Below are 24,086 nucleotides of genomic sequence, written 5' to 3'. Positions count from 1 at the left end.
TTTAAATTATATAGCCCAGGCCCCACCAACTTCTGACAATGGGATACAGGGCTTATACTCTCCGGGTACAGGAAGATATTTTAGCAATTTTGTAGCGCCTTCTTCTGATGTACAATATCCTGTGATGGTCAATTCTTTTACCATTTTATAAAAAGAATTGTCAATGCCGGTGTTGTTTTTTAATTCGTCATCCATCATTTTCACCATTTCATTTCTTTGTTCTCCAGTGATTTTGGCAAATGATTTTCCATATTTGGATTTTGCATCTGTATCTAACTGGGTCAAGCCGCTGACAAAACTTTCAGCTTCCTCAGGTTTCCACACATCTTTGAGCATCGCATCTATAAATCGATCGACCTTGGCATCTTTGGCACCTGGAGTTTTGCCGGCCGGTATTATTGTTTCACAGAGCTCGGCCAGGCTCGCCTGGCTATTTTGAGGTATATAAGCAGGAGTCCAATCTGGTTTGGGATCTGCTTTGCAGCCTTGCAAAACACCGCTCAGTGTAGACGCAGATATAGTACCACCCAGCAGTAGGGTGCTCAGTCTTAAAGCTTCTCTTCTATCCATCTTTATTTTTATTAGAAGTTTAATTTAATAGTTGATTATAAATTCTTTTTTTTCAATTCAGAGACTGCATGGCTGGCTGCACGCGCAGTCAATGCCATATAAGTCAATGAAGGATTGACACACGCTGATGAAGTCATACAAGCGCCATCGGTGACATATACATTGGTACAATCCCAAACCTGGTTATGTTTATTCAACACACTGTTTTTTGGACTGGTACCCATCCTGGCTGTGCCCATCTCATGTATACCTAATCCCGGAGCATTGTCTTTGGGGTCGTTGAGTTTAATGTTTTTTGCACCTGATGCTTCAAGCATTTCTCCAGCACAAGAGATCATGTCTTTGCGCATCGTCATCTCATTTTCTTTAAACTCACAGTCTATCGTCAAAGTAGGCTGGCCCCATTTGTCGAGTAGCTCGTGATTGAGGGAGATTTTATTTTCATGATATGGGAGTGTCTCCCCAAATCCTGTAAATCCCATCACCCAAGGTCCCGGAGTGCCCAGGTTATCTTTAAGGTCTTGTCCAAAGCCTAACTCCTGAACATTTCTTTGCCATCCAAGTCTGGAAGCACCTCCCTGATATCCAAACCCGCGCAGATAATCTTTTCGCACATCATTACCTACATTTCTGAATCTTGGCATATAAGTCCCTCCCGGTCTTCGACCGAGATAATACATATCATCAAATCCTGGTATTTCAGCGCTGGCACCCGCTCTAAAATGATGATCCATCAGGTTGTGGCCAAGTTCCCCACTGGAAGATCCAAGTCCATCTGGATATTCATCAGTCTTTGTATTCATGAGCACCCAGGTAGAGTTGAGTGCTGAGGCACATAAGAATATCACTTTGGCATTAAATTCCATCGTCTCCATAGATTCAGCATCAATGATTCTTACACCACTGGCTTTTTTGGTTTTACTATCATAGACAATAGAATTGACTATTGAATTGGGTCTGATAGTCATGTTGCCAGTCTTTTCAGCAGCAGGCAGGGTCGATGACAGTGAACTGAAGTAGGCTCCATAAGGACAACCTCTTATACACAGATTTCTAAATTGGCATTTGGTGCGACCATTGTGATCTTGAGTTAGATTGGCTACCCTTCCCATAGACAGGATGCGTTCTGGAAATTTGGCCTTAATCTTCTCCCGGAGCGAGCTTTCTACGCAATTGTGTGCAATGGGTGGCAGAAAATCACCATCCGGAAGTTGTGGCAAGCCTTCTTTTTGCCCTGCTACACCTATAAATTGCTCTACCTTAGTGTACCAGGGTTCGATGTCTTTATATCGTATGGGCCAGTCAGTTCCATGCCCATCTTTGGCATTGGCAGTAAAATCAATATCACTGTGACGGTAACTGTGACGACCCCACATGATAGATCTCCCGCCTACATGGTAGCCACGCATCCAATCAAATCTTTTGACCTCAGTATACGGACTCTCAGTATCCTTGATCCACCAGTGTTTTGTATCCTGCCTCACAGTATAACCGGTCCTGTTTTGTTTTTCATAATCCTTAAGTTCTTCAGCTGATAGCTTATTTCCGTGTGGTAATTGCCATGGAGCCAGGGCGGCTGTAGGGTATTCGCCATGTTTCACCATACGCCCACGCTCCAGTACCAATACTTTGAGGCCTTGCTCGGTAAGCTCTTTGGCAGCCCATCCTCCAGAGATGCCGGAACCTACCACTATTGCGTCATAAGAGTTTTCTGATTTCAGATCTGAGTTAAAATACATTATATAGATTTTTAATTAATCAAAGTGATAAAAGTATAAAAATCCGATTGTTTCTTTATGAATCATATCAATTTTGTATTTTTTAAATAAATTTTGACATTATTTTAACCCATGGCTTGCAGTATTTGTCTTGAATAGCTGACATGAAGCCAGGTTTATTTTTTGTTCTGGACCCTTGAAAAATGGTGATATTCAATAGTTTAGCTATTAACTATATACAGAAAGTGACTAAAATTTGCTTGTTTTTCAATACTTTATGAAAAAAAACTTGTGGGAATGATCACTAAAGTATACTTTTGCGGCTCTTTTTATCACAGAAAATTTATTTTAAAGTGAATACATTATCTTATAAGACCATATCTGCAAAGAAGGAAGACTTCGATGGCAAGAGAAAATGGTTTATCGTTGATGCCGATGGTCTTACCCTTGGTAGGCTCTCTACCAGGATTGCTTCTATTCTGAGAGGCAAGACCAATCCGTCATATACTCCCCATACAGACACTGGAGACTTTGTCATCGTGACCAATGCAGAAAAAGTCCGCATGACTGGCAAGAAAATGCTTGTCAAGGAATATCAGACCTATTCTGGTTATCCAGGTGGTCAGAAAACCAAGACTTCTAAAGAGCTTTATGCCAGAAAACCGGAATACATCCTTGAACATGCTGTCAAAGGCATGCTGCCAAAAAATAGCCTGGGCAGGAAGATGTTTAAAAAGCTCTTTTTATATACAGGGGCCGAACACCCTCATCAGGCACAACAACCTATTGAGTTCACTATTTGATTAAAATCCTATATAAAGCTTTATTAAATGGAAATAATAAATGGAGTCGGAAGACGCAAAGCAGCAGTAGCCAGAGTCTATATATACAAAGGCGCTGGACAAATCAGGGTCAATGGTCGTGAATTGGCTGATTACTTTCCCCTACGCAATATGCAAGCAAAGCTTATGGAACCTTTCCTGGCAGCTAAAGTAGAGCAAGTAGGTTATGATATGAAGATCCTGGTATCCGGTGGTGGCTTCAAAGGCCAGGCTGAGGCTATTCGTTTGGGAATCTCCCGATGTCTGGTCAAGATCAATGGTGATTATAAAAAACCGTTAAAAGATCTAAAACTCCTCACTCGTGATGCACGGGTAGTCGAGCGTAAAAAATATGGTAAACCAAAAGCCCGCAAGAGCTTCCAGTTTTCTAAACGATAATCCAAGTATTTTAATCAAAAGAATAAAGTCTGATGAAAATTCCAACCTATCAGGAAATGTTAGATGCAGGTGTTCACTTTGGCCACTTACGGAAAAAATGGAACCCCAAAATGCGTCAATATATTTTTGCCGAGCATAAAGGCATCCATATTATTGATGTGAACAGAACTTCAGAAAATTTGGAGAAAGCTGCTAATGCACTCAAAAACATCGTAAAATCCGGCAGAAAAGTCATGTTCGTAGCTACTAAAAAGCAAGCTCGCGAAATCCTTGCTACTGCTGCACAAAATGTCAACATGCCTTATGTGACAGAAAGATGGCTGGGTGGTATGATGACCAATTTTGCTACTATCCGACGATCTGTCAAAAAAATGCACAATATAGAACGTATGCTGGCTGCAGGCAATGAAGTCGTGAGCATTACTAAAAAAGAAAGATTGACACTCGATAGAGAACGTGCCAAGCTTGATAAAGAATTAGGTGGTATCTCTCAATTAAATAGATTGCCGGATGCACTGTATATTGTCGATATCGGACATGAACATATAGCCTTACAGGAAGCTACTCGCCTGGGTATCAAGACATTTGCTATGGTCGATACTAATTGCGATCCCAACCTTGTTGATTTTGCTATCCCTGCCAATGACGACGCTTCCAAATCCATTACTTTGATTACCTCTGTATTGGTAGAAGCTATTAAAGAGGGATTGGAGGAAAGAAAACAAATGAAAGTTGAGTTAGAAGGCGTGACCGCTGCAGCTAATTCATAACCTTTATTTTTCCGTTCTTTTGGACCGTAGGATTAGAAAATTCCTACCTATCAATAATTTTTATTTATTCAATTATCTAACCTATTAATATTATGAGCGAAATATCTGCTGCTGATGTAAAAAAACTTCGCGAAATGACAGGTGCCGGCATGATGGACTGTAAGTCCGCCCTCACCGAAGCGGAAGGTGATTTTGAAAAGGCAATCGAAGTATTGCGTAAAAAAGGACAAAAACTTTCAGTAAAAAGAGCTGACCGGGATGCCAAAGAAGGTGTTGTCATCGCGCTCGTAGCTGATGACCATTCAAAAGGTGTCGTCATCAGACTAAGTAGTGAAACTGATTTTGTTTCCAAAAATGAAGACTTCATCAATACTGCAAAGCAAATCGCCCAAATCGCTCTGTCCGAGTTTCCTGCAGATCTGGATGCACTCAGTCTATTGCCTATCAATGGAGTAGCGATTAAGGATAAGGTCAACGACATGGTAGCTGCTATTGGTGAAAAAATTGGACTTGAGAGCTATGAAAAATTGGAAGCTCCGATGGTAGTGCCTTATATTCATATGGGCAATCGAGCGGCAGTCATCGTTGGACTGAATATAATAAATGATAGTTTTCTTGAGGCAGGCAAAGATGTTGCCATGCAGGTAGCTGCTATGAAACCTATAGCCGTGAATTCAGAAGGTGTAGACAAGTCCATTATAGAAAAAGAAATTGAAATCGGCAAAGAAGTAGCCAGACAAGAAGGCAAACCAGAAGAAATGCTGGAAAAGATAGCTACCGGAAAATTGAATAAATTTTTTAAAGACAATACTTTGTTACTTCAAGAATTTGTCAAGGATTCAAAATTGAATGTAGATCAGTATTTGAAAAAATTTGACAAAGACCTTACAGTCACAGCTTTTAAGCACGTGATGAACGGTTAATGTCTGCTTACAATAATTAAACAACCCCGGCCTGCTACGTGTAAGCCGGGGTTGTTTTTTTGAGGTAATTCTATTTCGCCAGTAGCCCTTTGACCGCTTTTTAATGAGGATGAACTATTTTATTCTTATCCTGTTTAGGTATCAATTGCCATTTTGAATTGCCTTAAGGCTTGATAGAAATGCATTATTTGGGATATATTTTACGATTTTTGCAGCCAATCTGATGAATAAAAAGAGTACATCTCCCGGAGAAAAACTGGATCAACGCAAAAAAGATCATATCCAGCTTGCCATGGATTCGCAGATATTGCCTTCTATGGCTGATACTCGATTTTATTATGAACCCTTGATCAGAGCACATCCCGGACATTCTGAGATCCCACCATTTTATTTGGCTTCAAAATCCATGCGCTTCCCTTTATGGGTGTCTTCGATGACTGGGGGTACTGCCTCAGCCAGGGAGATTAATACCAGGCTAGCCAAAGTCAGTAAGGAGTTTGGCTTGGGTATGGGGCTGGGCTCCTGTCGCATTATATTAGATGACGACCAATATTTTAAAGATTTTCATGTAAGACCTATCCTGGGTGATGAGACTCCTCTTTTTGCCAATCTTGGCATCGCTCAATTGGAGCAAATAGCCAAAAATGAAGATTGGGGTAAAGTAATTAGATTGATCACAAAATTAGAAGCCGATGGATTGATCATACATGTCAATCCTTTACAGGAGTTATTGCAACCCGAAGGAGATGATATCAGTAAATCTCCATTGGAAACAATCAGGCTCGCGCTCCGTCATCTGAAGGTTCCGGTCATAGTCAAGGAAGTAGGGCAGGGGATGGGCCCCAAAAGTCTTGAGTCGCTGCTTAGATTGCCATTGGAGGCTATTGAATTTGCAGCTTTGGGCGGAACCAATTTTTCTATACTTGAATTAAAAAGAGCAAAATCGACTGCTGCAGAGGAGTTTTCCGCCTTGAGTCAGGTAGGACATACCGCTATTGAAATGGTAGAAATGGTTAACATCATTGGTGCGACACTTAAGTCCAAAATGAAATGCAAATCGTTCATCATTTCCGGGGGAATCAAAAACTTTTTAGACGGATATCATCTTATACAAAAACTAAACTATCCTGCAGCTTATGGCCAGGCTTCAGGTCTTTTAGGGCCGGCCAGGCAAGGATATAGTCAGCTCTATGACTATGTCAAAGGGCAAGTCAGGGGGTTTCAGATTGCAAACAACTATTTGGAAGTTCGTTGATCAAATAAGGGTACTAATGGATGCGCATAAAACTATTGCCGGATTTTCTAAACTGTCCAAGGTGGGTAAAATCAAATGGTTGGTGGAGAATTTTTTTAAAGATCCTGAAGTAGTAATGCATGAGTTAAAATCTTATTGGTTGACGGACGAAAATCAACAGGAAGTTATCGATGGCATCAGTGAAAACACGATCAGTAATTATCCTCTCCCGCTAGGAGTCGTCCCCAATTTTGTGCTCAACGGAGTGACCTATTGTGTGCCGATGGTGACGGAAGAAAGTAGTGTCGTCGCAGCTGCATCACACGCTGCAAAATTTTGGATGGATCGTGGAGGCATCCATGCCAAAGTGATAGATACCCGTAAAATAGGACATGTACATTTTTACTGGAGTGGTACCGAGTCCAGGTTTGCCGAAATATTTGATTCGCTAAAATCGAGACTGATAGAAGAATCAGAAGAAGCCATGGCATCCATGAAAAGTCGTGGCGGTGGCTTATTGTCTTTGAGCTGGAAGTCATTTTCTTCTCAAGAACCTGGGCTGTATCAGCTTTTTGCTGAATTTGATACCCGGGATTCAATGGGGGCTAATTTTATTAATACTGTCCTCGAAATCTTTTCTGGAACCATTCAGAATTTTTTTAAAACTTCACCCTTGCTGTTGCCTGCAGAAAGAGAGTTGGATGTGATCATGTCTATTTTGTCCAATTATACGCCTGATTGTGTAGTGAAGGTTTGGGTGGAATGCCCGATCACCGAACTTGGTGATTTTGCAGGTGATATAGATAGCATCACTTTTGCAGAACGGTTCTATCATGCAATACGAATTGCTCAAGTTGATGCTTATAGAGCTTGTACTCATAACAAAGGCATATTTAATGGGATTGACGCTGTGGCATTGGCTACAGGCAATGATTTTCGGGCCATTGAAGCCTGTGGACATACCTATGCTTCACGAAGTGGTACTTATAAAAGCCTGAGTAGTTGCAGTATAGATCAAGGCGTCTTTAAGTTTTGGATGGAACTCCCGTTGGCCATCGGGACCATCGGTGGTCTGACAAGTTTACATCCCATCGCAAAACGTTCCCTGGAGCTCATGGATAATCCGGGAGCCAATGAGTTGATGATGATCATAGCTGCATCGGGCCTTATACAAAATTTTGCGGCCATCCGATCTTTGGTGACCACCGGAATTCAACAAGGGCATATGAAAATGCATCTCAATAATATTTTGTCCCAGGTGCAGGCCTCTTCGGAGGAGAAAGAAAAAGCCACTATTTATTTTATGGACAAAACTGTATCAGTCAATAGTGTAAGAGCCTTTTTAGATTTGCTGCGCAATTCATAAATTCTTTGATTACAAATGAGCGGCTACATCTTCACTATTATTTTGGTCTCTAACACTCATGTCTGTAGCATCGGTATGTAAAGATGGCTCTGAATCCATTTCTTCGGTGATTTTTTTTACGATTTTGTATTCACTCAAGAACGCTTTTGCGACCACTCTCAATATAGTATAAGCAGGGATGGCCAGAACCATGCCGGTGATTCCTCCGATTTTGGCACTGACGAGTATCACAATAAATATCTCCAGCGGATGGGCTTTGACTGTCTTGGAAAATAAAAATGGTTGTATCAGCCAATTGTCTATTAATTGAGTGCCAAAGATGGCCGCAATAGATCTAATGCTCAAAGGCAAAATGAATTGGTTAAAATCTAACCCGACACTACTGGTGATGGTGATAAATGCAGCAAACCCCATAGCTATGAGTGGACCGACATAGGGTATAACATTCATGATCCCGGCGAAAAAACTAATCAACAATGCATTGCCTACGCCAAGTATGTTCAGAATGATATAACATACCAGGCAGAAAAACGTAATTTGAATGAGAATCCCTCCAAAGTATCGGCGCAACAATTTACTGGAGTCTTCCAATACGTGCAGGATTTTGTTTTCATGGCGTTTGGGTACGATGGCTACCAGATACTCTTGAAACAAACCGGACTCCTGGAGAAAAAAGAAAGTAATAAATATGATCGATCCAATAGCCAGCGTAAGGTTGCTTCCGATTTTGAGGATAGAGCCAAATACGTTTGACAATCGATCTGGTTTAAACCATTTCTGGACAATCTCTTTTAGCTGGTCCATCACGCTTTGCTCAGATGAAATGAGCCCGATATTTTGAAGCTTTTGATTTATATAGGTGATGGGCACCTGAAGCGAATTGGCAATTTTATCATAATCAATATTGGCCAGATGAGATCCTTGTTCAATGATGATAGGGATAAAAAGTACTCCTATCATTACAATTAGAGCTATATAAAGGATGATTGTAATGATAGCACTGATCGAAGTTCCCCATGAAAATTTTTTCAGCTTTAACCGGTACAATAAAAAATGCATGATAGGCTGACCCAACATCGACAAAAGCCAGGATGCCAGGATAAAGCTCACCAGATCAGAAAAATAGTAGATCAGATAGATGCCGATGCAGGCGGAGACTACGATCCAAAACGTGCGGCTTATTTTTTGCATTTATCTCGCAATTTAAGGAATAGATGGTAGATCTGTCTGCAAGCTAGACTTTAAAACTTTGGATTCAATTATTTGCATCTGAAGTGTAAGACACCTATATTTAAAGCCTGAATTTATTTCTTCTGAGGATTTACAGTATCATATTATTATTATTTCTGGGTTGTTTTAGGATGATCGGTCAGACTACTATTCAACCTCGCCAGATGGACTATAGTTATTCGGGGGTATTGTATACAGAGGAGCAATCGTTCCTGGGAGGCATTCATTCATCCGGCTTTAATATCGGTTACAGAAAAGGCATTATTAAAAAGTATTATCTGACGACTTATTATCATATTGATTTCGGATCGCTCAAACATCCTAAAGAATATCATCAGAGCCTCCGTACCCAATCCATCCTGCATAATATACCCAGTGCAAATGGCTTTGTATATGGCAAGCAGAATTCATTTTATGCACTCCGGGGAGGATTAGGAGCCAAAAGATATTTCTCCGAGAAAGCAAAAAGAAAAGGAGTGGCTGTAGCGCTTTCGTACGAAGCGGGTCCTGCATTAGGCATCACCAAACCTTATTATCTTGATATCAGGAAGTACGATGGCGACCGCTATAAAATTGAAGCCGAAAGATACTCCGAGGAGACTAAAGCAGATTTTTTGGATTTAAACAGCATCGCCGGCTCTTCTTCTTTTTTGAAAGGTATTACCCATCTGGGTATTATACCCGGTATACAAGGCAAAGCCTCGCTTAATTTTTCCTTTGGTGAGCAAGAGCAATTTGTAAAAGCATTAGAAGCCGGTATGCTCATCGATGTTTATGCCAGAAAAATCCCTATAATGGTAGAAACACCGAATACTGCCTATTTTATCAATTTTTATGTTGGGGTGGAAATTGGCAAACGAAAATAACTAACCCTCGGTTAGCGTTATTTGTGGATAATTGATTTGTTTGGCATGGATCTTGGCTGGTGACTCAAATTGAGCTTTTTTAACAGTTTGCTTAACCAATATTTTTTACTTTTACCGTTAATTGACTGGATTCGAATGAAAAAAATAATTTTCGCTTTTACTTTGGTGTGTTTTGGGTTTCTGATGACAGCCCAGGACATACATTTCTCCCAGTTTTACATGTCACCCCTTAATTTGAATCCAGCGCTCACAGGGGTCATGAATTGTAATAAAAGGTTTATCGGCAATTTTCGCAATCAGTGGGCCAGTGTACTTCGGTCCAACGCCTATAACACGTATTCTGCAACTTATGACCAAAAAATCCCGGTTGGCAGGTACGATTATTTTGGGATTGGGGGAGGATTTTGGGGGGATGTCGCAGGTCAGCTCAACTTTGGTACCATACAAGGCAAATTGTCAGGTTCTTTTAGCAAACGCATGGCCGGTAGTCGAACCAATTCTCATTACCTGGCTGCCGGATTTGACATTGGAGCTGCTTCAAGGAGTATAGACTTTACCAAAGCTCAATATGGTAGCCAGCATGATGGACAGGGTGGTTTTGACCCCACTTTGCCTGGGGAGGCGCTGGATAGAGACCAATTCATTTTTGCCGACCTTAATGTAGGGCTATTGTGGTTCAGCGTATTGGGAGACAATAACTTTTATGGTGGAGTAGCCTATAGCCATTTAAATCAACCTAATCAATCTTTTAGCAATGATCGAATTGTTCCATTGACCAATAAGATTACTGCGCATGCAGGTGGTGAGCTTGCATTGAAAAATAATCTCCATATTGTTCCCGGGATAGTGATGTTTAAACAAGGTACTGCTTTTGAACTTAACTTAGGCAGTAGTGCCAAGTTCATAACTCAAAAATCAACTGATTTTGAACAGTCATTTCAATTTGGAGCCTGGGTAAGACTGGCCAATCATTACGACAAACCTTTTACCACCGATGCCGTCATTGTATCCTCCAGGTTTGACTTTAACCAATATGGTATTGGCTTGAGCTATGACTTAAATATCTCTAGTTTGCGTCCCGCCAGCAATGGAAATGGGGCTTTCGAGATATCGTTAATATATAATATTTGTGATGGTTCTAACAGTAGGGGCGTATATTGTCCTACTTTTTAGTGATATTGCAACTCCGACAAATTTTTGATCCCTGTTTATGACTTTTTTTATGCCTCTTTTCGGCATAGAACTTGTTATATTGAAAGATTATTATTTTAATCGTTTTTTATAATTTTCTAAACCCAAAAAGTATGTTCGGATCAAAGAAAACTGAAACTGTAACCACTACACCCACCAAAACCACCTCTTCCAATGGCACTTCCTCTGCCTTAAATAGTATAGTGCATGGTACCAAAATAGATGGCAAAATACATTGTGAGCATGATGTCCGTATTGACGGCACATTAAAAGGGTCGCTCACTTGTGATAGTAAGGTTATTATCGGCCCAACCGGGTTGGTAGATGGTGATATTGAATGTGAAAATGCAGTGATTGAAGGTCATTTTACCGGGATTTTGACCGTAAGAGATTCGCTTCAAGTGAAAGAATCTGCCAATATCAAAGGTGATATAAATACTGACAAATTAGTCGTCCATTCAGGTGCCGTATTTAATGTATCCTGCCTGATGAAAAATGAGATGATTACTGAGAAATCTTCAAACGGTATCTATCAGGAAGTGGAATAAAGTATTTCAAAATTAGGTTGGCAAATAAAGATCCACACAGCAACCCAAATGACATCCTGAAGTATTCTGGAATGGCATTTGAAATGGCTGCATTTATTGGAGTAGGATTGTTTATTGGTACCTGGGTTGATAAATGGACACATACTGCTAAACCTTATTTTACTATTCTCCTTGCATTTATTTTTTTTACAGGTTATTTTGCCAAACTTATCAAGAGCTTAAATCAAAAATGATAGAAATAAGAAATTTTTATTTCGTTTTGATGGCAGTAACGCTGTGCGCAGGAAGTACCCTATGGGCACTATATCATTTTTCACATATTGAGGCGGGGTATTTTCCTTTCTTTGGACTCTTGTTTTTTCTTGTTTTTTCTATTCTCATCTATCATCTGGGAAGAAGCACAGCAACCTCGCCCGATAAAAACAAATTTACTTCCGTCATCATTGGTATGATATTGCTTAAGCTGGCACTTACGATCGGAATTGTCATCATTTATGATAGATTGATTTCACCCATATTTATTCAACAGGTGATTGGATTTCTGATATCTTACCTTTTTTATACCATATTTGAAGTTTATTTTATGTCAATTCTTGCTCGATGGCATTCATGACCCACCTACAACAAGCCCATTCCATTAAAGTGGATCAGGCTGAGTTTTCTGTGGTTGAAATTCAAGAGGCGCCCATTATGAACCATGGCCATGGCCATTATTCAGTTATTATTGATCATATCCCACTTAGAGTGGAAGTATTAGAGCATAATGCCTCAGATAGATCATTTTTGATCAAAATCGGTCAAATAAAGCATAATGCGCACATAGTCAGGGAGATAGATAGGATGGTGGCCGATATGGGGCTTGAAACTCATCTTTCAAAAAAAGCAGATCACATAATCTCTCCCATGCCTGGGATGATCAAAAAGGTATATGTCAGTGTGGGAGATGAGGTGGTAGTGGGTCAGTCTTTGATCGTATTGGAAGCGATGAAAATGGAAAATGTCATAAAGTCACCAATCGACGCAAAGATAAAATCAATACACTTCCGATCAGGAGAAGCTGTAGATAAATCAGAAATTTTGATCAGATTTATGGAGTAACCCTACAATTATTACCTTTATTTTAAAGAAGCGTCATGACTTTAAAGCAATTTTTTGATTTTCTTTCATCGAATCCTAGCCTTATCTTATTTTATGCTATTGCAGTACCCCTGAGCGCTTTATTGACAGGTTTTTTTAGTAAAGGAGAGGGGCATCTGTCTCCCTGGAAGTATTTATATTCCTTTTTGATTTATTTTGTTTGTGTACCAGGGATCTTTGCTTTTATGTTCAATATCTATCTTTTCTTATTCGAGCGCCAAAGTGTCTGGGATTTGAATATTTATACACAGATTTTACCAGTTATAGTTATGGTAGTCACATTATTAATTATCAAAAAATTTGTGTCCTTGGATGATATACCGGGATTTGGCAAGATCACCGGATTGATCATCATGATTACTGCCATTCTGATGATTATGTGGTTTTTGGACAAAACCCGTATCTATGTCTTCAGTTATATGCCCTTTTCGCAGGTTATTTTAATCATAGTCGGATTATTAATAGCGATCAGATTCGCGTGGCGTCGATTAGCAACTTAAGGGGTATCCTTTTTGCAAAAACCTTACTCAATCAAATTTTATTTATAAAACTTAAACCTTGATTTTTATGAAAGCGCTAAAGTATATCGGCATACTATTACTCACCCTGATTGCTGTTTTTCTTATTTTAGGTCTAATAGCCCCAAAGAAAATGCATTTAGACAGATCGATTTCTATATCTGCAGATCCTTCACAGATTCAGGATATTGTATCAAAATTTTCCGAAACCAAAAACTGGTCTCCCTGGGCGGATTTGGATCCCAATATGACTGTAACGTTGGAAGGAGAAGATGGGGCCATTAACTCTAAATATATATGGTCTGGAAATAATAGTGTCGGCAAGGGCAGTATGACCTTGACTAAAAACGACCCCGCTTATGTAGAGCAACAACTTTTATTTGAAGGTCCTATGGGTGGGCCTGCCATATCAGGTATTAAGATTGCCAGTGAAAATGGGGGCACTAAAGCGACCTGGTCTTTTGATAGTGAAACGCCATATCCCTGGAATGCAATGAGTTTATTTTTTAATGTTGAAAAATTTTTAGGACCAGATTATGAAAAGGGACTGGCCAAATTAAAAACATATGCGGAGGCTCATGCAAGCAAAAAATACCGGGGATATGAAGTAAAGCAAATGGTTAGTCCTGGACGAGCTTATGTTGGAGTAAGAAAGACAGTATCTTTTCAGGATGTACCTAAATTTTTTGAAGACAATATTTCAAAAGTAGGTCAGGCTATTGGCAAAGCAGGCCTTGAAATGGATGGCATGCCGGCCGGGTTATTTTATACCTATGATGAAAAAACCGGCACGACAGATATGGTAGCAGCTATGCCTGTCAAAGGCAGCCCGACTGTAACAGGATTTGAGACTTTTCTTATACCCGCAGGTAAGGAGGTATGCGTCGATTATTTTGGCCCTTTTGAAAAAATGGGTGAAGCTCATTTTGCAATTGACGATTATTTGAAGGAAAAAAAACTAGTACAGTCTCCACCGGCTATCGAGCAATACATGACAGATCCTATGATGGAAAAAGATACTTCCAAATGGTTGACCAGGATCGTTTACCCCATTAAGTAAATCAAATCAGTTTCGAATAATTAAAAACCCGATTAAATATGATCATTAACCGGGTTTTTAATTTTTTATATCCGTATTGGCCTTTAAAATTTATAACCTAAAGTCAAAACGAGTCTGTTTAGCTGGTGTTTATTATACACTACCTGCGGGTCATTGCTATAAGTGGTGTACGGTAGATATCCATCATCGTATCTTGAATGTCTGATAGCGACATCTGTAAAAAATCTTCCTCCACGGTACCCTAGACCAGCACTATAAGTACTGGTATAATCACTTTCATTTGAATAAGGCGAACCCATCAGGTTAATGCCTCCCCTCAAACGGAGTGCTTCCACTGCGATCTCTGCCCCAAGATTATAATTCAGAGCAGATCCATATTGTTTTTCTATGTCATCATTAAGCTGATTTTGGTATTCCAAATCACTAGTAGTGCTGGTCTGATTATTAAAATCAAACTGGGATTGACTATAATTGACATATTCGACAGAAGCTCCGACAAATCCTGCCTTGCCAATTACTGACCCAAAACTGGCTCTGGCTCTCAAAGGGGAGATGACATTATAAGTAAATACACCAGTCTGCGGCGATTGATTTTCATAGGTTTCAGTCTTGCCCTGATCTGTATAACTATAACTAAGTCCGGTCTCGTAGGTCTCATCCAACTCGATAAGGGAAGGTGTCTGAAAGGATAGTCCAATCCTAAACATATCATGGAGTTTCAGGATAGCACCAAGCTTGAGATTGATCCCGGTACCTTTTGTCTTAAGATATTCAGTATACTTTAGTCGTTCAAATGCAGGTATTACCTGGTTGGGATCAGACTCTTCATAAGTCTTGTTCTCCTCAAAATATACGATCGGGACCCCCAAAGAGGCTCCTAGTAAGAGTCTGTCTTTATAATTGCCTGCTATCGCAAACTGAAGTTCACTCATGTAACCTTTGGCTTTTACGAGTTGGCTTTTAGTCACCAATTGATTTGCCGCAGATATGAAATCACTTTCATATACATTGTCATTGTCAAGGTCAAAAATAGCGCCAGTCTCATAGGCTAATCCACTTGAAAAATCAGATAAATCATCCGGTGCTACATGCAAAGCTTGTTCGCGCCAATGATCAGTAATAGAACCGGTCGAGCCTCCATTAAAAAATAACTGGTTATTGAAATCTGCAACTTTGTTGAGCCCGATTGAAAAATTGGAAGTTCGCCAATTGCCTCCAGTGCGACCATTTCTGACGATGACGACACCCAAATTGTCCAGGGCGCCACCATAAAGGTTTTCTTTGCTAAATGGTGCATCGCCCAATTGGCTGGAAGTGTGGTTAAGATAAAGGGATGGGCTGATTACTATTTCGGAAAAGTAATAAGAAGCAAGGCCAGCTGGATTGTCAGAGATGGCACCAAAGTCTGCACCGATAGCACCCATACTCCCTCCGACACCCACATATCGGGCACTTCCTAATGGCTGCCGGGTAGAATATCGCAAAATGTCACTTGCATTTTGGGCATTGATAGCCATAAGACCAAGCATAAAGGCAAAGAGAATGGTGATTTTCTTCATATTGTAATAATTATAATATGTTAAAAAAATTAAATTTAGGTATAAAAAATGGGTGTTTCCATTGGAGCACACCCAATATTTTATTTAATGTTTTTTTGCGAAAGATAGAGATCACTGGTTCCGAGGCGAAGACCTGGGACTACTGGAACTACTGCTAGGACTAGGACTAGAATGGGATGGTGCACTACTTCCGGATCCGGATCTACTACCAGAGGATTGAGAAGGACTATTAAAAGACCTGCTGCTTCCCTGGTCAAAACTACGTGGTGATGCAGAGGATGCTCTCGGAGTATAACTTTGTCTACTTTGTGTCCTTGGAGATTCCATACGACTGCTGTTGTTGGAGGTCGGTGATTCAAACCTTGGAGATTGAGTTCGAGGTGATTGCTCTCGAATGGATTCAAATTGCCTGGAATCATTCCTTGGAGATTGAGTACGTGGAGTAATGCTTCGTTCGGTACCTGAAGGATTGTCGTAAGACCTTGGTGAAACTTGATTGGTACCAGACCTTTCAGTACCGATAGTCCCATTTGACCTTGGACTTGGGCGGGTACTTTGAGGGGAGGTGTTTTGAGACCCATTGGGTTCAAAATCCCTATAAGTACGAGGTCTTTCTACATTGGGTTGGCTACGTTCTCGGACGGAGTTGTCAGTAGATCGGGGACTAATTCTATCAGAAGCGCCTTGAGGAGCAGATGGCTCGCCATTGTTGCGGTTGATAGTATTGTTTCTTTCTCTTACCACAGTAGTAGAAGCCTCTCTGGGAGACATTCTGCGGAGTCCGGGATTAGTAGTCTGCGGATCGGAAAATGTTCGTGAGGTAGTTCTTGAAGGTCCACGATCACCAGTGGTTGTCGATCCATAAGTCCTTGGACCAAAATGTATATTATTGTCAGTATAATACCGGGGTTGATAGGCACCATTGTAAGAATTTCCCCAATATGAATTGCCGGAATAATATCTATTACCATACCAGCTAGTTGGACACCATGAAGAGCTAGCCCAATAATAATTGGCAAAACCATAATTAAATGGGTTATAACTATAAGTCCAGGGATCCCAATATCTGAAACTGTTATATCTGCGCCATCTGTTCCAACGATTATAATCATTAAAAGAATAGAAGCCAATGCCTATACCAGGTGTCATAAATCCAAACCCAGAGGAATAGTAGTAGGGATCAAAATTCCACGGATCTATATAATATGGGTCATAAAACGACCTGCCGGCTAATGGTCTGTGAAATCGGCGAATTCTATGCGTGTAACCATAATCATACTCGTCAAGATAATTGTAGGAGTCATCATCGTAGTCATCTCCCTCCTCGCCATAATATGAATCGTCTGTTGTAGATGCATAATCATTTGAGTAACTATTATTATTACTCACTACTCTGGATTTTTTCCCTAAGGACGATCCATTGTAGTACACATCATCGTACTGTGCTTGAATGGACCAGGAGACCAGAACAAAGCTAAGTGCGAGGATTAGATTAAAGCTTTTTTTCATTTGCTTGTGATTTTAGATTTAATTGAGCAATTTGAAGCACGCCTACTTAATTCAACATGCAAAGTATTAAATTTGTGCCGGAACTTGTGTTAAATACCATTAAGATTGAATTTACGTATTGTTAAATCTTTTTGTAACACAATATTCATAGCGACTCGATTTAATAATAAGACGAATAAGTACAAATAAAGTTACTAAATAATTTATGGCTAAAGAAATAACACCACGGGCAGAAAACTATGCACAATGGTACCTGGATATAGTAAAGAAAGCAGACCTCGCAGATAACTCTGCAGTCAGGGGATGTATGGTCATCAAACCAAGAGGGTATGCCATCTGGGAAAAGATACAAGGTCAGCTCGACAAAATGTTTAAAGAAACAGGTCATGTAAATGCTTATTTCCCCTTGTTTATCCCCAAAAGCTTCCTTAGCAAAGAAGCTGAGCATGTGGAGGGCTTTGCCAAAGAATGTGCAGTAGTCACCCACCACCGGCTGATGAAGGATCCCAATGGTAAAGGGGTCATCGTCGATCCTGATGCCTTATTGGAAGAAGAGTTGATTGTAAGACCTACCAGCGAAACCATTATTTGGAACACCTACAAAGATTGGATACAAAGTTATCGTGATCTGCCGCTGCTCATCAATCAATGGGCCAATGTCGTACGCTGGGAATTACGTACCAGGCCTTTTCTGAGGACGACGGAGTTTTTGTGGCAGGAAGGTCATACCGCCCACGCAACATCAAAGGAAGCCATAGAAGAAGCCGAACTAATCCATGAAATCTATACCAGGTTTGTCGAAGATTTCCTGGCGATTCCGATCATTAAAGGCAAAAAGACAGCTTCAGAAAGATTTGCAGGCGCAGTAGATACCTATACTATCGAGGCTTTGATGCAAGATAAAAAAGCATTACAAGCGGGTACTTCGCATTTTCTTGGGCAAAATTTTGCCAAGGCATTCGATGTAACCTATTTGAATGAAAAAAATCAGAGTGAGTTTGTATGGGCGACCAGCTGGGGGGTGAGTACCCGATTGATTGGAGCCTTGATCATGACTCATTCGGATGATGAAGGTCTGGTATTACCTCCAAAGATGGCACCCCTGCAAGTGATAATTGTACCGATTCCTAAACCTACCCCGGCGATCAATGAAGTCAGCGATAAAATTATAGCCGGACTTAAAGCAAAAGGAATTACAGTGAATTATGATTTGGATGAAAAAAACAGGCCTGGGTTTAAATTTGCACAAAACGAAATGAGGGGTATCCCGGTTCGCATCGGAATCGGACAACGGGATCTGGACCAAAACCAGGTGGAAATAGCCCGAAGGGATACCAAAGAAAAAGTCATGGTACCAGTCGATGGGGTCATTGACTATGTAGTACATTTATTGGATCAAATGCAGCAGGACTTATTCCAAAAAGCTAAAAAATTCAGGTCAGACAATTCTCATTACGTAGATACCTATGACGAGTTTAAACAAATGATTGAAGAGCCAGGAGGCTTTTTTTATTGCCACTGGGATGGTACAGCCGAAACAGAGGCCAGGATCAAAGAAGAGACCAAAGCTACTATTCGGTGCATCCCGCTAGACCAACCTATAGAAAACGGAAAATGTATGGTGACCGGCGCACCATCGACTGGTAGGGTAATCATAGCTAAGGCATATTAAATACAAAGGCACTGCTATAATATGATTTTAGCTTATCAGTTAAAAATTCAGGATTTAACTTTTAGAAAAGTAATAATGTTGTTTGATTTTACACTTTATATGGTGTAAAGCATTAAATACCTTCGTGCTACTTTCGTTATATTTAGTAATTTAGCAAACCCAATTTACCAGTTTAATATTATGAGCAGATTTAACAGATTATCAAACTCGCTTTTCGTGGGTAGCTTAATTTCTATTGCCTTAGTCAATTTTTCATTTAAAGCTACCTCTGGCCACGGACAGTATTACAGTGACGATCAGATTTTAAAAGTGATCCTGATGACTGACACATTGAGGGAGCTCGGTAAAAATGATCGTGCTCTCGCATTGGCTGAAGAGGCTGAAAAATCAGCTAAAAAATCCAAAAATATTGAGCTGCAGGCGATGGCTTTAAATCGACAAGGCAAAGCCCTGATGGCGATGAATAAAAGGGCCGATCAAAAATTTGAAAAAAGCAACGAATTGCTAAATAAATCCGGCAGCACCAATAGTAAATTGATCCTGGACAATTTTAACCAACTCAGGGTCATAGCCAATTTGAAAAAGGATCAAAAAGCACTGGAGGATATTGATTTTGCAATTTCCAGGATTAAAAGAGGTCAGACCCTTGAACAATTAGCAAACAAAGAAGAATCCCTTAAATCTGAACTTATAACAGTAGAGCAGGAAAAAGATAAAGTATTGTCGGAAAAAGAAGCCATTGAGTCGCAAAAAGCAAGTCTTAATAAGGCATTGACAGAGCAATTGTCCCTTCACAATACGCTGGTAAAGGATCAGGCGAAATTAAGGCGTGAAAGTCAACAGATCCAGAAAGAATTGGAGTTGAAGAAAGAAGCTATCGATGCGATGACGATAGATCAGGTGAAAGCAGAATTGATCAAATCTCAACAGGAGCAACTAATATATGAAATGAAGTCTCAAGACAGCCTGAACCTGGAAAGGCTTAAAAATCAAGAGCTATTACTCAGCGAAAGTAAATCGAAGCGAAAATTTTATATAGCTACCTCCATTGCCCTTTTAGGTTTATTCGGCAGCAGTTTGTTTGGTTTTATCAAGAGTCGGCAGCATGCTAATTTGCTCAAAGAAAAAAATAAAATGATTGAAGAGGAAAAAGAACGATCGGAGCAATTGCTCCTGAATATTTTGCCAGCTTCCATAGCCACTGAACTCAAAGCCAATGGATTTACCAAGGCTAATCATTTTGAAGAAGTCACTGTTTGTTTTGCTGATTTTGTAGGTTTTACGACTATAGCCGGGGTGACAGACCCACAGAAACTTCTGAGTGAGTTAAATATGTGTTTTACTGCCTTTGATGATATTATTGCTAAGTACAAACTTGAAAAAATTAAAACGATTGGTGATTGTTATATGTTTGCAGGTGGGCTGCCAGAGGAAGGCAAAGGAAATCAGATAGTGGAGATGATCAATGCTGCCCAGGATATACAATCATGGTTAGATCACTGGAATATTGAAAGAGTAGAATCAGGGCTCTCCAGGATGGATGTGCGGATAGGTATCCATATGGGACCGGTCGCAGCAGGGGTGATCGGCAATAAGAAATTTGCTTATGATATTTGGGGTGATACAGTCAATATGGCAGCTCGCCTTGAGCAGTCTAGTGAACGTGGTAGAATCAATATATCTGGCGAAACTTACGAAAAGGTCAAAGATCATTTCAAATGTGAATATCGCGGTAAATTGCCAGCAAAAAATAAAGGCCTGGTAGATATGTATTTTGTAGAGAATTGATTTTCTGGCAGTTCCATACATACAAAAAAAATGGCAGCATAATTAAATACTGCCATTTTTTAATAATTTAAACTAAAGGCTTATCCTTACTTCACTGGCACGCTGACCGAGGTTTTGTCCCAAATGATATCAAAGCCTTTATTAGTTGCATTGATAGTGAAAAGCTCTTGTTCAGAAGCGATCATAGCAGAGCTCACCTTTACATGAGCTACATCTTTATCTTTTACTTTGTCATAGCCATATGCTCCCCATTGTTTCAATTCAGAATTGAGGATAATAGTCCACTCACCTTTAGTAGGAATGGTAAACAAAGAATAAGTACCTGCTTTTACTGCAGTTCCTGCAAAATCTACATCTTTTTTAAAAGTGATTTCAGTAGCTTCATTAGCTCCGGTACGCCACACTGCATCGAAGGGTACTAATCCACCGAATATGTCTCTACCTTTTTTAGAAGGGGCACCATAAGTGACTTTTAATAAGGCGTTTTCAGTAGTCATTTTAGGGCTTGCAGGTTTGTTCTGACCCATCATTTGCACAGAAAATAAGCCTATTAAAGCGAATAATAATAATTTTTTCATGTTTTAACTTGTTTTAATAAATTTTTGCAAATATATCCTTTGATCTAATGCTAGAAGAGCATTAATTGTTATAGAAGGTTTAAATTTTAATTTTAGGGGTATGCAGTATTAGTGTAACACTACTTATTTTACATCGATTTGTTCTGCCTCTGTCAAAGAATAGATTAGTCGATTGACATCATCTGCATTGAGCTCCAGTTTACCACGCAAAGTGACTGCCTCAGAGGTGAATTTCACCGGAGTTTTTGCATACACTTCCATGACGGTCTCAGGTCCAGCTCCGCCACAGAAAAAACACATATTATATGGGAAGGCAGATAAAATAAACTCTGTGTGGCTTTTATAGCCATCCGTAGGGATTATATAACCTTTGATCTCAACAGTTTTATTGGCCAATGCCTTGACTTCTTCTCCAAATACCGGCTTGTCTATTTTGAATCCTAAAGAAGCATCAAATTCCTTTTTGAAAGTGAGCTTTCCTAGTATGTTCCAGGTACTACTGCTGTTTTGTGCAATTGATAAACTAGTCATCAAAGTAGCAAAGAATATGATCAAATATTTCATCTTACAAAATTACGTTGATTACAACAAATAGATCCAGGTAAAAGTTTTAAAGGACATATTTTTCAATCCGTATCATCTTCAGCCTGATTTTCCTGGTCACTTAGTCTTTCCATCAAGCGAGATGATATCCCTATAAAATCCATTTCAGTAAAAATACCGATCAACTCTTGTTCTTGAACTACAGGCAGACAGCCGATTTTGTTTTTTCGCATTAATGCCATAGCTTCCATGATGGTGGTTGAAGGGTTGGCAGTAATGGGTTTTTTGATCATAATATCTTTCACTAGTTTTAGCTTTCTATTTTTTTCGGTAAAATGTTTCAATAATAATCTGGATGAAACAAGACCAATGAGTTTGCCGCTGTTGTCTTCTACAGGCATATATCTGATTTTACGCCAATCCATCAACTCTGCCACGAACTCAATGATGTCATCCTGCTGCACCGTCAACAGATCTGTAGTCATAAAGTCTCCAACTAAAAGTTTCTGTGGTTTATAATTTCTGAGATCTTTTAACTCAGGCATTTTCCATTTGTGTATAGGGGTGTTTTTCTTTTGATATTTTAACATGGCAGAAGTCATGACTGTGAGGGCCTCAGTTCTGTTGGTTTGTTCCAGTAGTTTTGTATACGCCCGGAGTTGCCATCTGGCACCATTCATATGACTTTTAGCTCTGTCTTCTATGATGCCCAGATATTTGTCTATATCTGAATCATCGACTTTTTGGATTTTTAGTCCTGTACGTGCTATCGGAAGCAGCTCTTTAAGGATCAACTCTACCGCAGGTATTTTTTGATCATCAAACCAATTAAATTTTGAATCGATGCCAAATTGTGCACTCTTGACAAAATTATCTGATATGTCTGCAAATGACACTTTTTGGCGAATATCATCCACTACTGTAGGGAGGCCAACCATACAACCTAACCAAAATGCAGAGTTGGCTATTTCATCTATAGCGGTCGGTCCACTGGGAAATACCCTGTTTTCGATTCTCAAATGAGGCTTGCCATTGGCACTGATACCATAACAAGGTCTGTTCCAGCGATAGACTGTAGAGTTGTGCACCTGTAAAGCACTGAGCTTTGGCACTTTTCCTTCGGAGATCATATGCTGAGAATCTTCTGTGACATCTGCAGCCAGCAGCACTCTATACCTGGAAATGTCTTCTTTATGAATCTCCAATATGGACTCATTGACCCAATCCCTTCCGAAATGAACTCTAGCACTCCTTTCTCTCATATTAGCCCTAGAGCCCCTGGTATCCAAAGCCTGTTGGAACATTGCAATTCTGGACTCGTGCCAGAGCCTCCTGCCAAATACGAGGGGTGAGTTAGCTGCGATAGCCATAACAGGACCGGCCAAAGCTTGACTGACATTATAAAACTTGGCAAACTGTTCGGGTGAAACCTGCAGATGCACCTGAAAACTGGTATTACAAGCCTCGAGAAGCGGTGAATCGTGTTTAATCATCAATTCATCTATACCACTCAACCTAAACTCAAAAGAATCACCAGTCATCTGTTGTCGAACTGCTTCCATCAAAGCGAGATATCGCTTCTTAGGAGTAAGAAATTTGTCCTCAAGATCAGACTTGCGGATAGTTGGTAAAATACCCGTTAATATCAAATCAGCATTGAATGGTACCAATGCTTCTCTGATGATCTTTAATTGGTAGGTAGATTCCTCCATCATCTGAGAAAAGCAGTCTCCTGTAAATTCTCTGGGTACAAAATTGGTCTCGAGGTTGAACATAGCCAGCTCTGTGTCTAACCAGTCATATTGTTCCAATTTTGAAATAACTTCAATATTGATAGGATCAGGCCTGTAATTTTGTACATCGATCAGTACCATTTCCTGTTCTGCCCCTATGCGATGAATGCCTTTTTCGAACCAATTATTTTGGAGCATATAGTCCAATGACTTTATATCCTGCAATAATGATCTAGTAAATTTTTGCAATTCTCGCGGGTTAGTAGGCTTATTGACTTTGTTTTCTCCCATGGCAGTTTATAAATTGGAGGAAAAGTACCACGTTTAATTCATATTATATATATTCTTCATAT

Annotated in this window: 24 protein-coding genes; 16 read left to right on the top strand and 8 right to left on the bottom strand. The window is 39.9% G+C overall.

What is annotated here, in order from left to right:
- Window positions 1–6 precede the first annotated feature (6 nt).
- On the bottom strand, window positions 7–570 hold the full coding sequence (locus IPJ09_08210; protein MBK7371411.1) for a gluconate 2-dehydrogenase subunit 3 family protein: 564 nt from the start codon (window positions 568–570) through the stop codon (window positions 7–9).
- 35 nt (window positions 571–605) lie between these two features.
- On the bottom strand, window positions 606–2,309 hold the full coding sequence (locus IPJ09_08205) for a GMC family oxidoreductase (protein MBK7371410.1): 1,704 nt from the start codon (window positions 2,307–2,309) through the stop codon (window positions 606–608).
- A gap of 332 nt (window positions 2,310–2,641) precedes the next feature.
- Between IPJ09_08205 and rplM the strand changes: the two genes are divergently transcribed.
- From rplM to IPJ09_08175, 6 genes are all read left to right on the top strand, one after another.
- Window positions 2,642–3,091: a 50S ribosomal protein L13 gene (gene rplM, locus IPJ09_08200; GenBank protein MBK7371409.1), complete on the top strand. Its 450-nt coding sequence runs from the start codon at window positions 2,642–2,644 to the stop codon at window positions 3,089–3,091.
- Between the two features lie 27 nt (window positions 3,092–3,118).
- Complete coding sequence (rpsI, locus tag IPJ09_08195; GenBank protein ID MBK7371408.1) at window positions 3,119–3,508, top strand: 30S ribosomal protein S9; 390 nt, start codon at window positions 3,119–3,121, stop codon at window positions 3,506–3,508.
- Window positions 3,509–3,540: 32 nt separating this feature from the next.
- Window positions 3,541–4,278, top strand: a complete 738-nt coding sequence (gene rpsB / locus IPJ09_08190; GenBank protein ID MBK7371407.1) for a 30S ribosomal protein S2 — start codon at window positions 3,541–3,543, stop codon at window positions 4,276–4,278.
- Window positions 4,279–4,370: 92 nt separating this feature from the next.
- A complete protein-coding gene (locus IPJ09_08185) occupies window positions 4,371–5,201 on the top strand; it encodes an elongation factor Ts (GenBank protein ID MBK7371406.1) in 831 nt (276 codons plus the stop codon).
- Window positions 5,202–5,424: 223 nt separating this feature from the next.
- Window positions 5,425–6,456 carry a type 2 isopentenyl-diphosphate Delta-isomerase gene (locus IPJ09_08180; protein MBK7371405.1) on the top strand — a complete coding sequence of 344 codons (1,032 nt, stop codon included), beginning with the start codon at window positions 5,425–5,427 and terminating at the stop codon, window positions 6,454–6,456.
- A 16-nt stretch (window positions 6,457–6,472) separates the two neighbouring features.
- Window positions 6,473–7,801, top strand: coding sequence for a hydroxymethylglutaryl-CoA reductase (locus tag IPJ09_08175; GenBank protein ID MBK7371404.1), 1,329 nt, complete (start codon window positions 6,473–6,475; stop codon window positions 7,799–7,801).
- A gap of 9 nt (window positions 7,802–7,810) precedes the next feature.
- Here IPJ09_08175 and IPJ09_08170 read toward each other — a convergent pair whose 3' ends face one another.
- The gene (locus IPJ09_08170) at window positions 7,811–8,992 is read right to left on the bottom strand and encodes an AI-2E family transporter (protein ID MBK7371403.1); all 1,182 of its coding nucleotides are present in this window, start codon (window positions 8,990–8,992) and stop codon (window positions 7,811–7,813) included.
- A gap of 170 nt (window positions 8,993–9,162) precedes the next feature.
- Here IPJ09_08170 and IPJ09_08165 point away from each other — a divergent pair, with 170 nt between their 5' ends.
- From IPJ09_08165 to IPJ09_08130, 8 genes are all read left to right on the top strand, one after another.
- Window positions 9,163–9,897 (top strand): hypothetical protein, encoded by a 735-nt coding sequence (locus IPJ09_08165; protein MBK7371402.1) that lies wholly within the window; start codon window positions 9,163–9,165, stop codon window positions 9,895–9,897.
- 135 nt (window positions 9,898–10,032) lie between these two features.
- Window positions 10,033–11,070 (top strand): PorP/SprF family type IX secretion system membrane protein, encoded by a 1,038-nt coding sequence (locus IPJ09_08160; GenBank protein ID MBK7371401.1) that lies wholly within the window; start codon window positions 10,033–10,035, stop codon window positions 11,068–11,070.
- A gap of 131 nt (window positions 11,071–11,201) precedes the next feature.
- Entirely contained in the window at window positions 11,202–11,636 is a 435-nt protein-coding gene (locus IPJ09_08155) for a polymer-forming cytoskeletal protein (protein ID MBK7371400.1), read from the top strand.
- Between the two features lie 17 nt (window positions 11,637–11,653).
- The gene (locus IPJ09_08150) at window positions 11,654–11,869 is read left to right on the top strand and encodes an AtpZ/AtpI family protein (GenBank protein MBK7371399.1); all 216 of its coding nucleotides are present in this window, start codon (window positions 11,654–11,656) and stop codon (window positions 11,867–11,869) included.
- A 29-nt stretch (window positions 11,870–11,898) separates the two neighbouring features.
- On the top strand, window positions 11,899–12,249 hold the full coding sequence (locus IPJ09_08145; GenBank protein MBK7371398.1) for a hypothetical protein: 351 nt from the start codon (window positions 11,899–11,901) through the stop codon (window positions 12,247–12,249).
- Window positions 12,237–12,734 carry an acetyl-CoA carboxylase biotin carboxyl carrier protein subunit gene (locus IPJ09_08140; GenBank protein ID MBK7371397.1) on the top strand — a complete coding sequence of 166 codons (498 nt, stop codon included), beginning with the start codon at window positions 12,237–12,239 and terminating at the stop codon, window positions 12,732–12,734. The genes IPJ09_08145 and IPJ09_08140 overlap by 13 nt, the downstream gene beginning before the upstream one ends.
- Window positions 12,735–12,769: 35 nt before the next feature.
- Window positions 12,770–13,273: a hypothetical protein gene (locus IPJ09_08135; protein ID MBK7371396.1), complete on the top strand. Its 504-nt coding sequence runs from the start codon at window positions 12,770–12,772 to the stop codon at window positions 13,271–13,273.
- A 67-nt stretch (window positions 13,274–13,340) separates the two neighbouring features.
- Complete coding sequence (locus IPJ09_08130) at window positions 13,341–14,351, top strand: SRPBCC family protein (GenBank protein MBK7371395.1); 1,011 nt, start codon at window positions 13,341–13,343, stop codon at window positions 14,349–14,351.
- Between the two features lie 83 nt (window positions 14,352–14,434).
- Here the strand turns inward: IPJ09_08130 and IPJ09_08125 are convergent, their stop codons facing one another.
- Both IPJ09_08125 and IPJ09_08120 read right to left on the bottom strand, forming a co-directional pair.
- Window positions 14,435–15,910, bottom strand: a complete 1,476-nt coding sequence (locus tag IPJ09_08125; GenBank protein ID MBK7371394.1) for a hypothetical protein — start codon at window positions 15,908–15,910, stop codon at window positions 14,435–14,437.
- Between the two features lie 111 nt (window positions 15,911–16,021).
- Window positions 16,022–17,419, bottom strand: a complete 1,398-nt coding sequence (locus IPJ09_08120) for a hypothetical protein (protein MBK7371393.1) — start codon at window positions 17,417–17,419, stop codon at window positions 16,022–16,024.
- A gap of 205 nt (window positions 17,420–17,624) precedes the next feature.
- Here IPJ09_08120 and IPJ09_08115 point away from each other — a divergent pair, with 205 nt between their 5' ends.
- Both IPJ09_08115 and IPJ09_08110 read left to right on the top strand, forming a co-directional pair.
- Window positions 17,625–19,091, top strand: coding sequence for a proline--tRNA ligase (locus IPJ09_08115; GenBank protein MBK7371392.1), 1,467 nt, complete (start codon window positions 17,625–17,627; stop codon window positions 19,089–19,091).
- A gap of 180 nt (window positions 19,092–19,271) precedes the next feature.
- The gene (locus IPJ09_08110) at window positions 19,272–20,879 is read left to right on the top strand and encodes a hypothetical protein (GenBank protein MBK7371391.1); all 1,608 of its coding nucleotides are present in this window, start codon (window positions 19,272–19,274) and stop codon (window positions 20,877–20,879) included.
- An 86-nt stretch (window positions 20,880–20,965) separates the two neighbouring features.
- Here IPJ09_08110 and IPJ09_08105 read toward each other — a convergent pair whose 3' ends face one another.
- From IPJ09_08105 to IPJ09_08095, 3 genes are all read right to left on the bottom strand, one after another.
- Window positions 20,966–21,457, bottom strand: a complete 492-nt coding sequence (locus tag IPJ09_08105) for a DUF2911 domain-containing protein (GenBank protein MBK7371390.1) — start codon at window positions 21,455–21,457, stop codon at window positions 20,966–20,968.
- Between the two features lie 123 nt (window positions 21,458–21,580).
- A complete protein-coding gene (locus tag IPJ09_08100) occupies window positions 21,581–22,021 on the bottom strand; it encodes a hypothetical protein (protein ID MBK7371389.1) in 441 nt (146 codons plus the stop codon).
- Between the two features lie 62 nt (window positions 22,022–22,083).
- The gene (locus tag IPJ09_08095) at window positions 22,084–24,024 is read right to left on the bottom strand and encodes a CBS domain-containing protein (protein ID MBK7371388.1); all 1,941 of its coding nucleotides are present in this window, start codon (window positions 24,022–24,024) and stop codon (window positions 22,084–22,086) included.
- Window positions 24,025–24,086 lie beyond the last annotated feature (62 nt).

The organism is Saprospiraceae bacterium, assembly GCA_016709995.1.
Taxonomy (GTDB): domain Bacteria; phylum Bacteroidota; class Bacteroidia; order Chitinophagales; family Saprospiraceae; genus JADJLQ01.
Note: the sequence above shows the minus strand (reverse complement) of the source record. Positions and strands in the feature narration are given on the sequence as shown.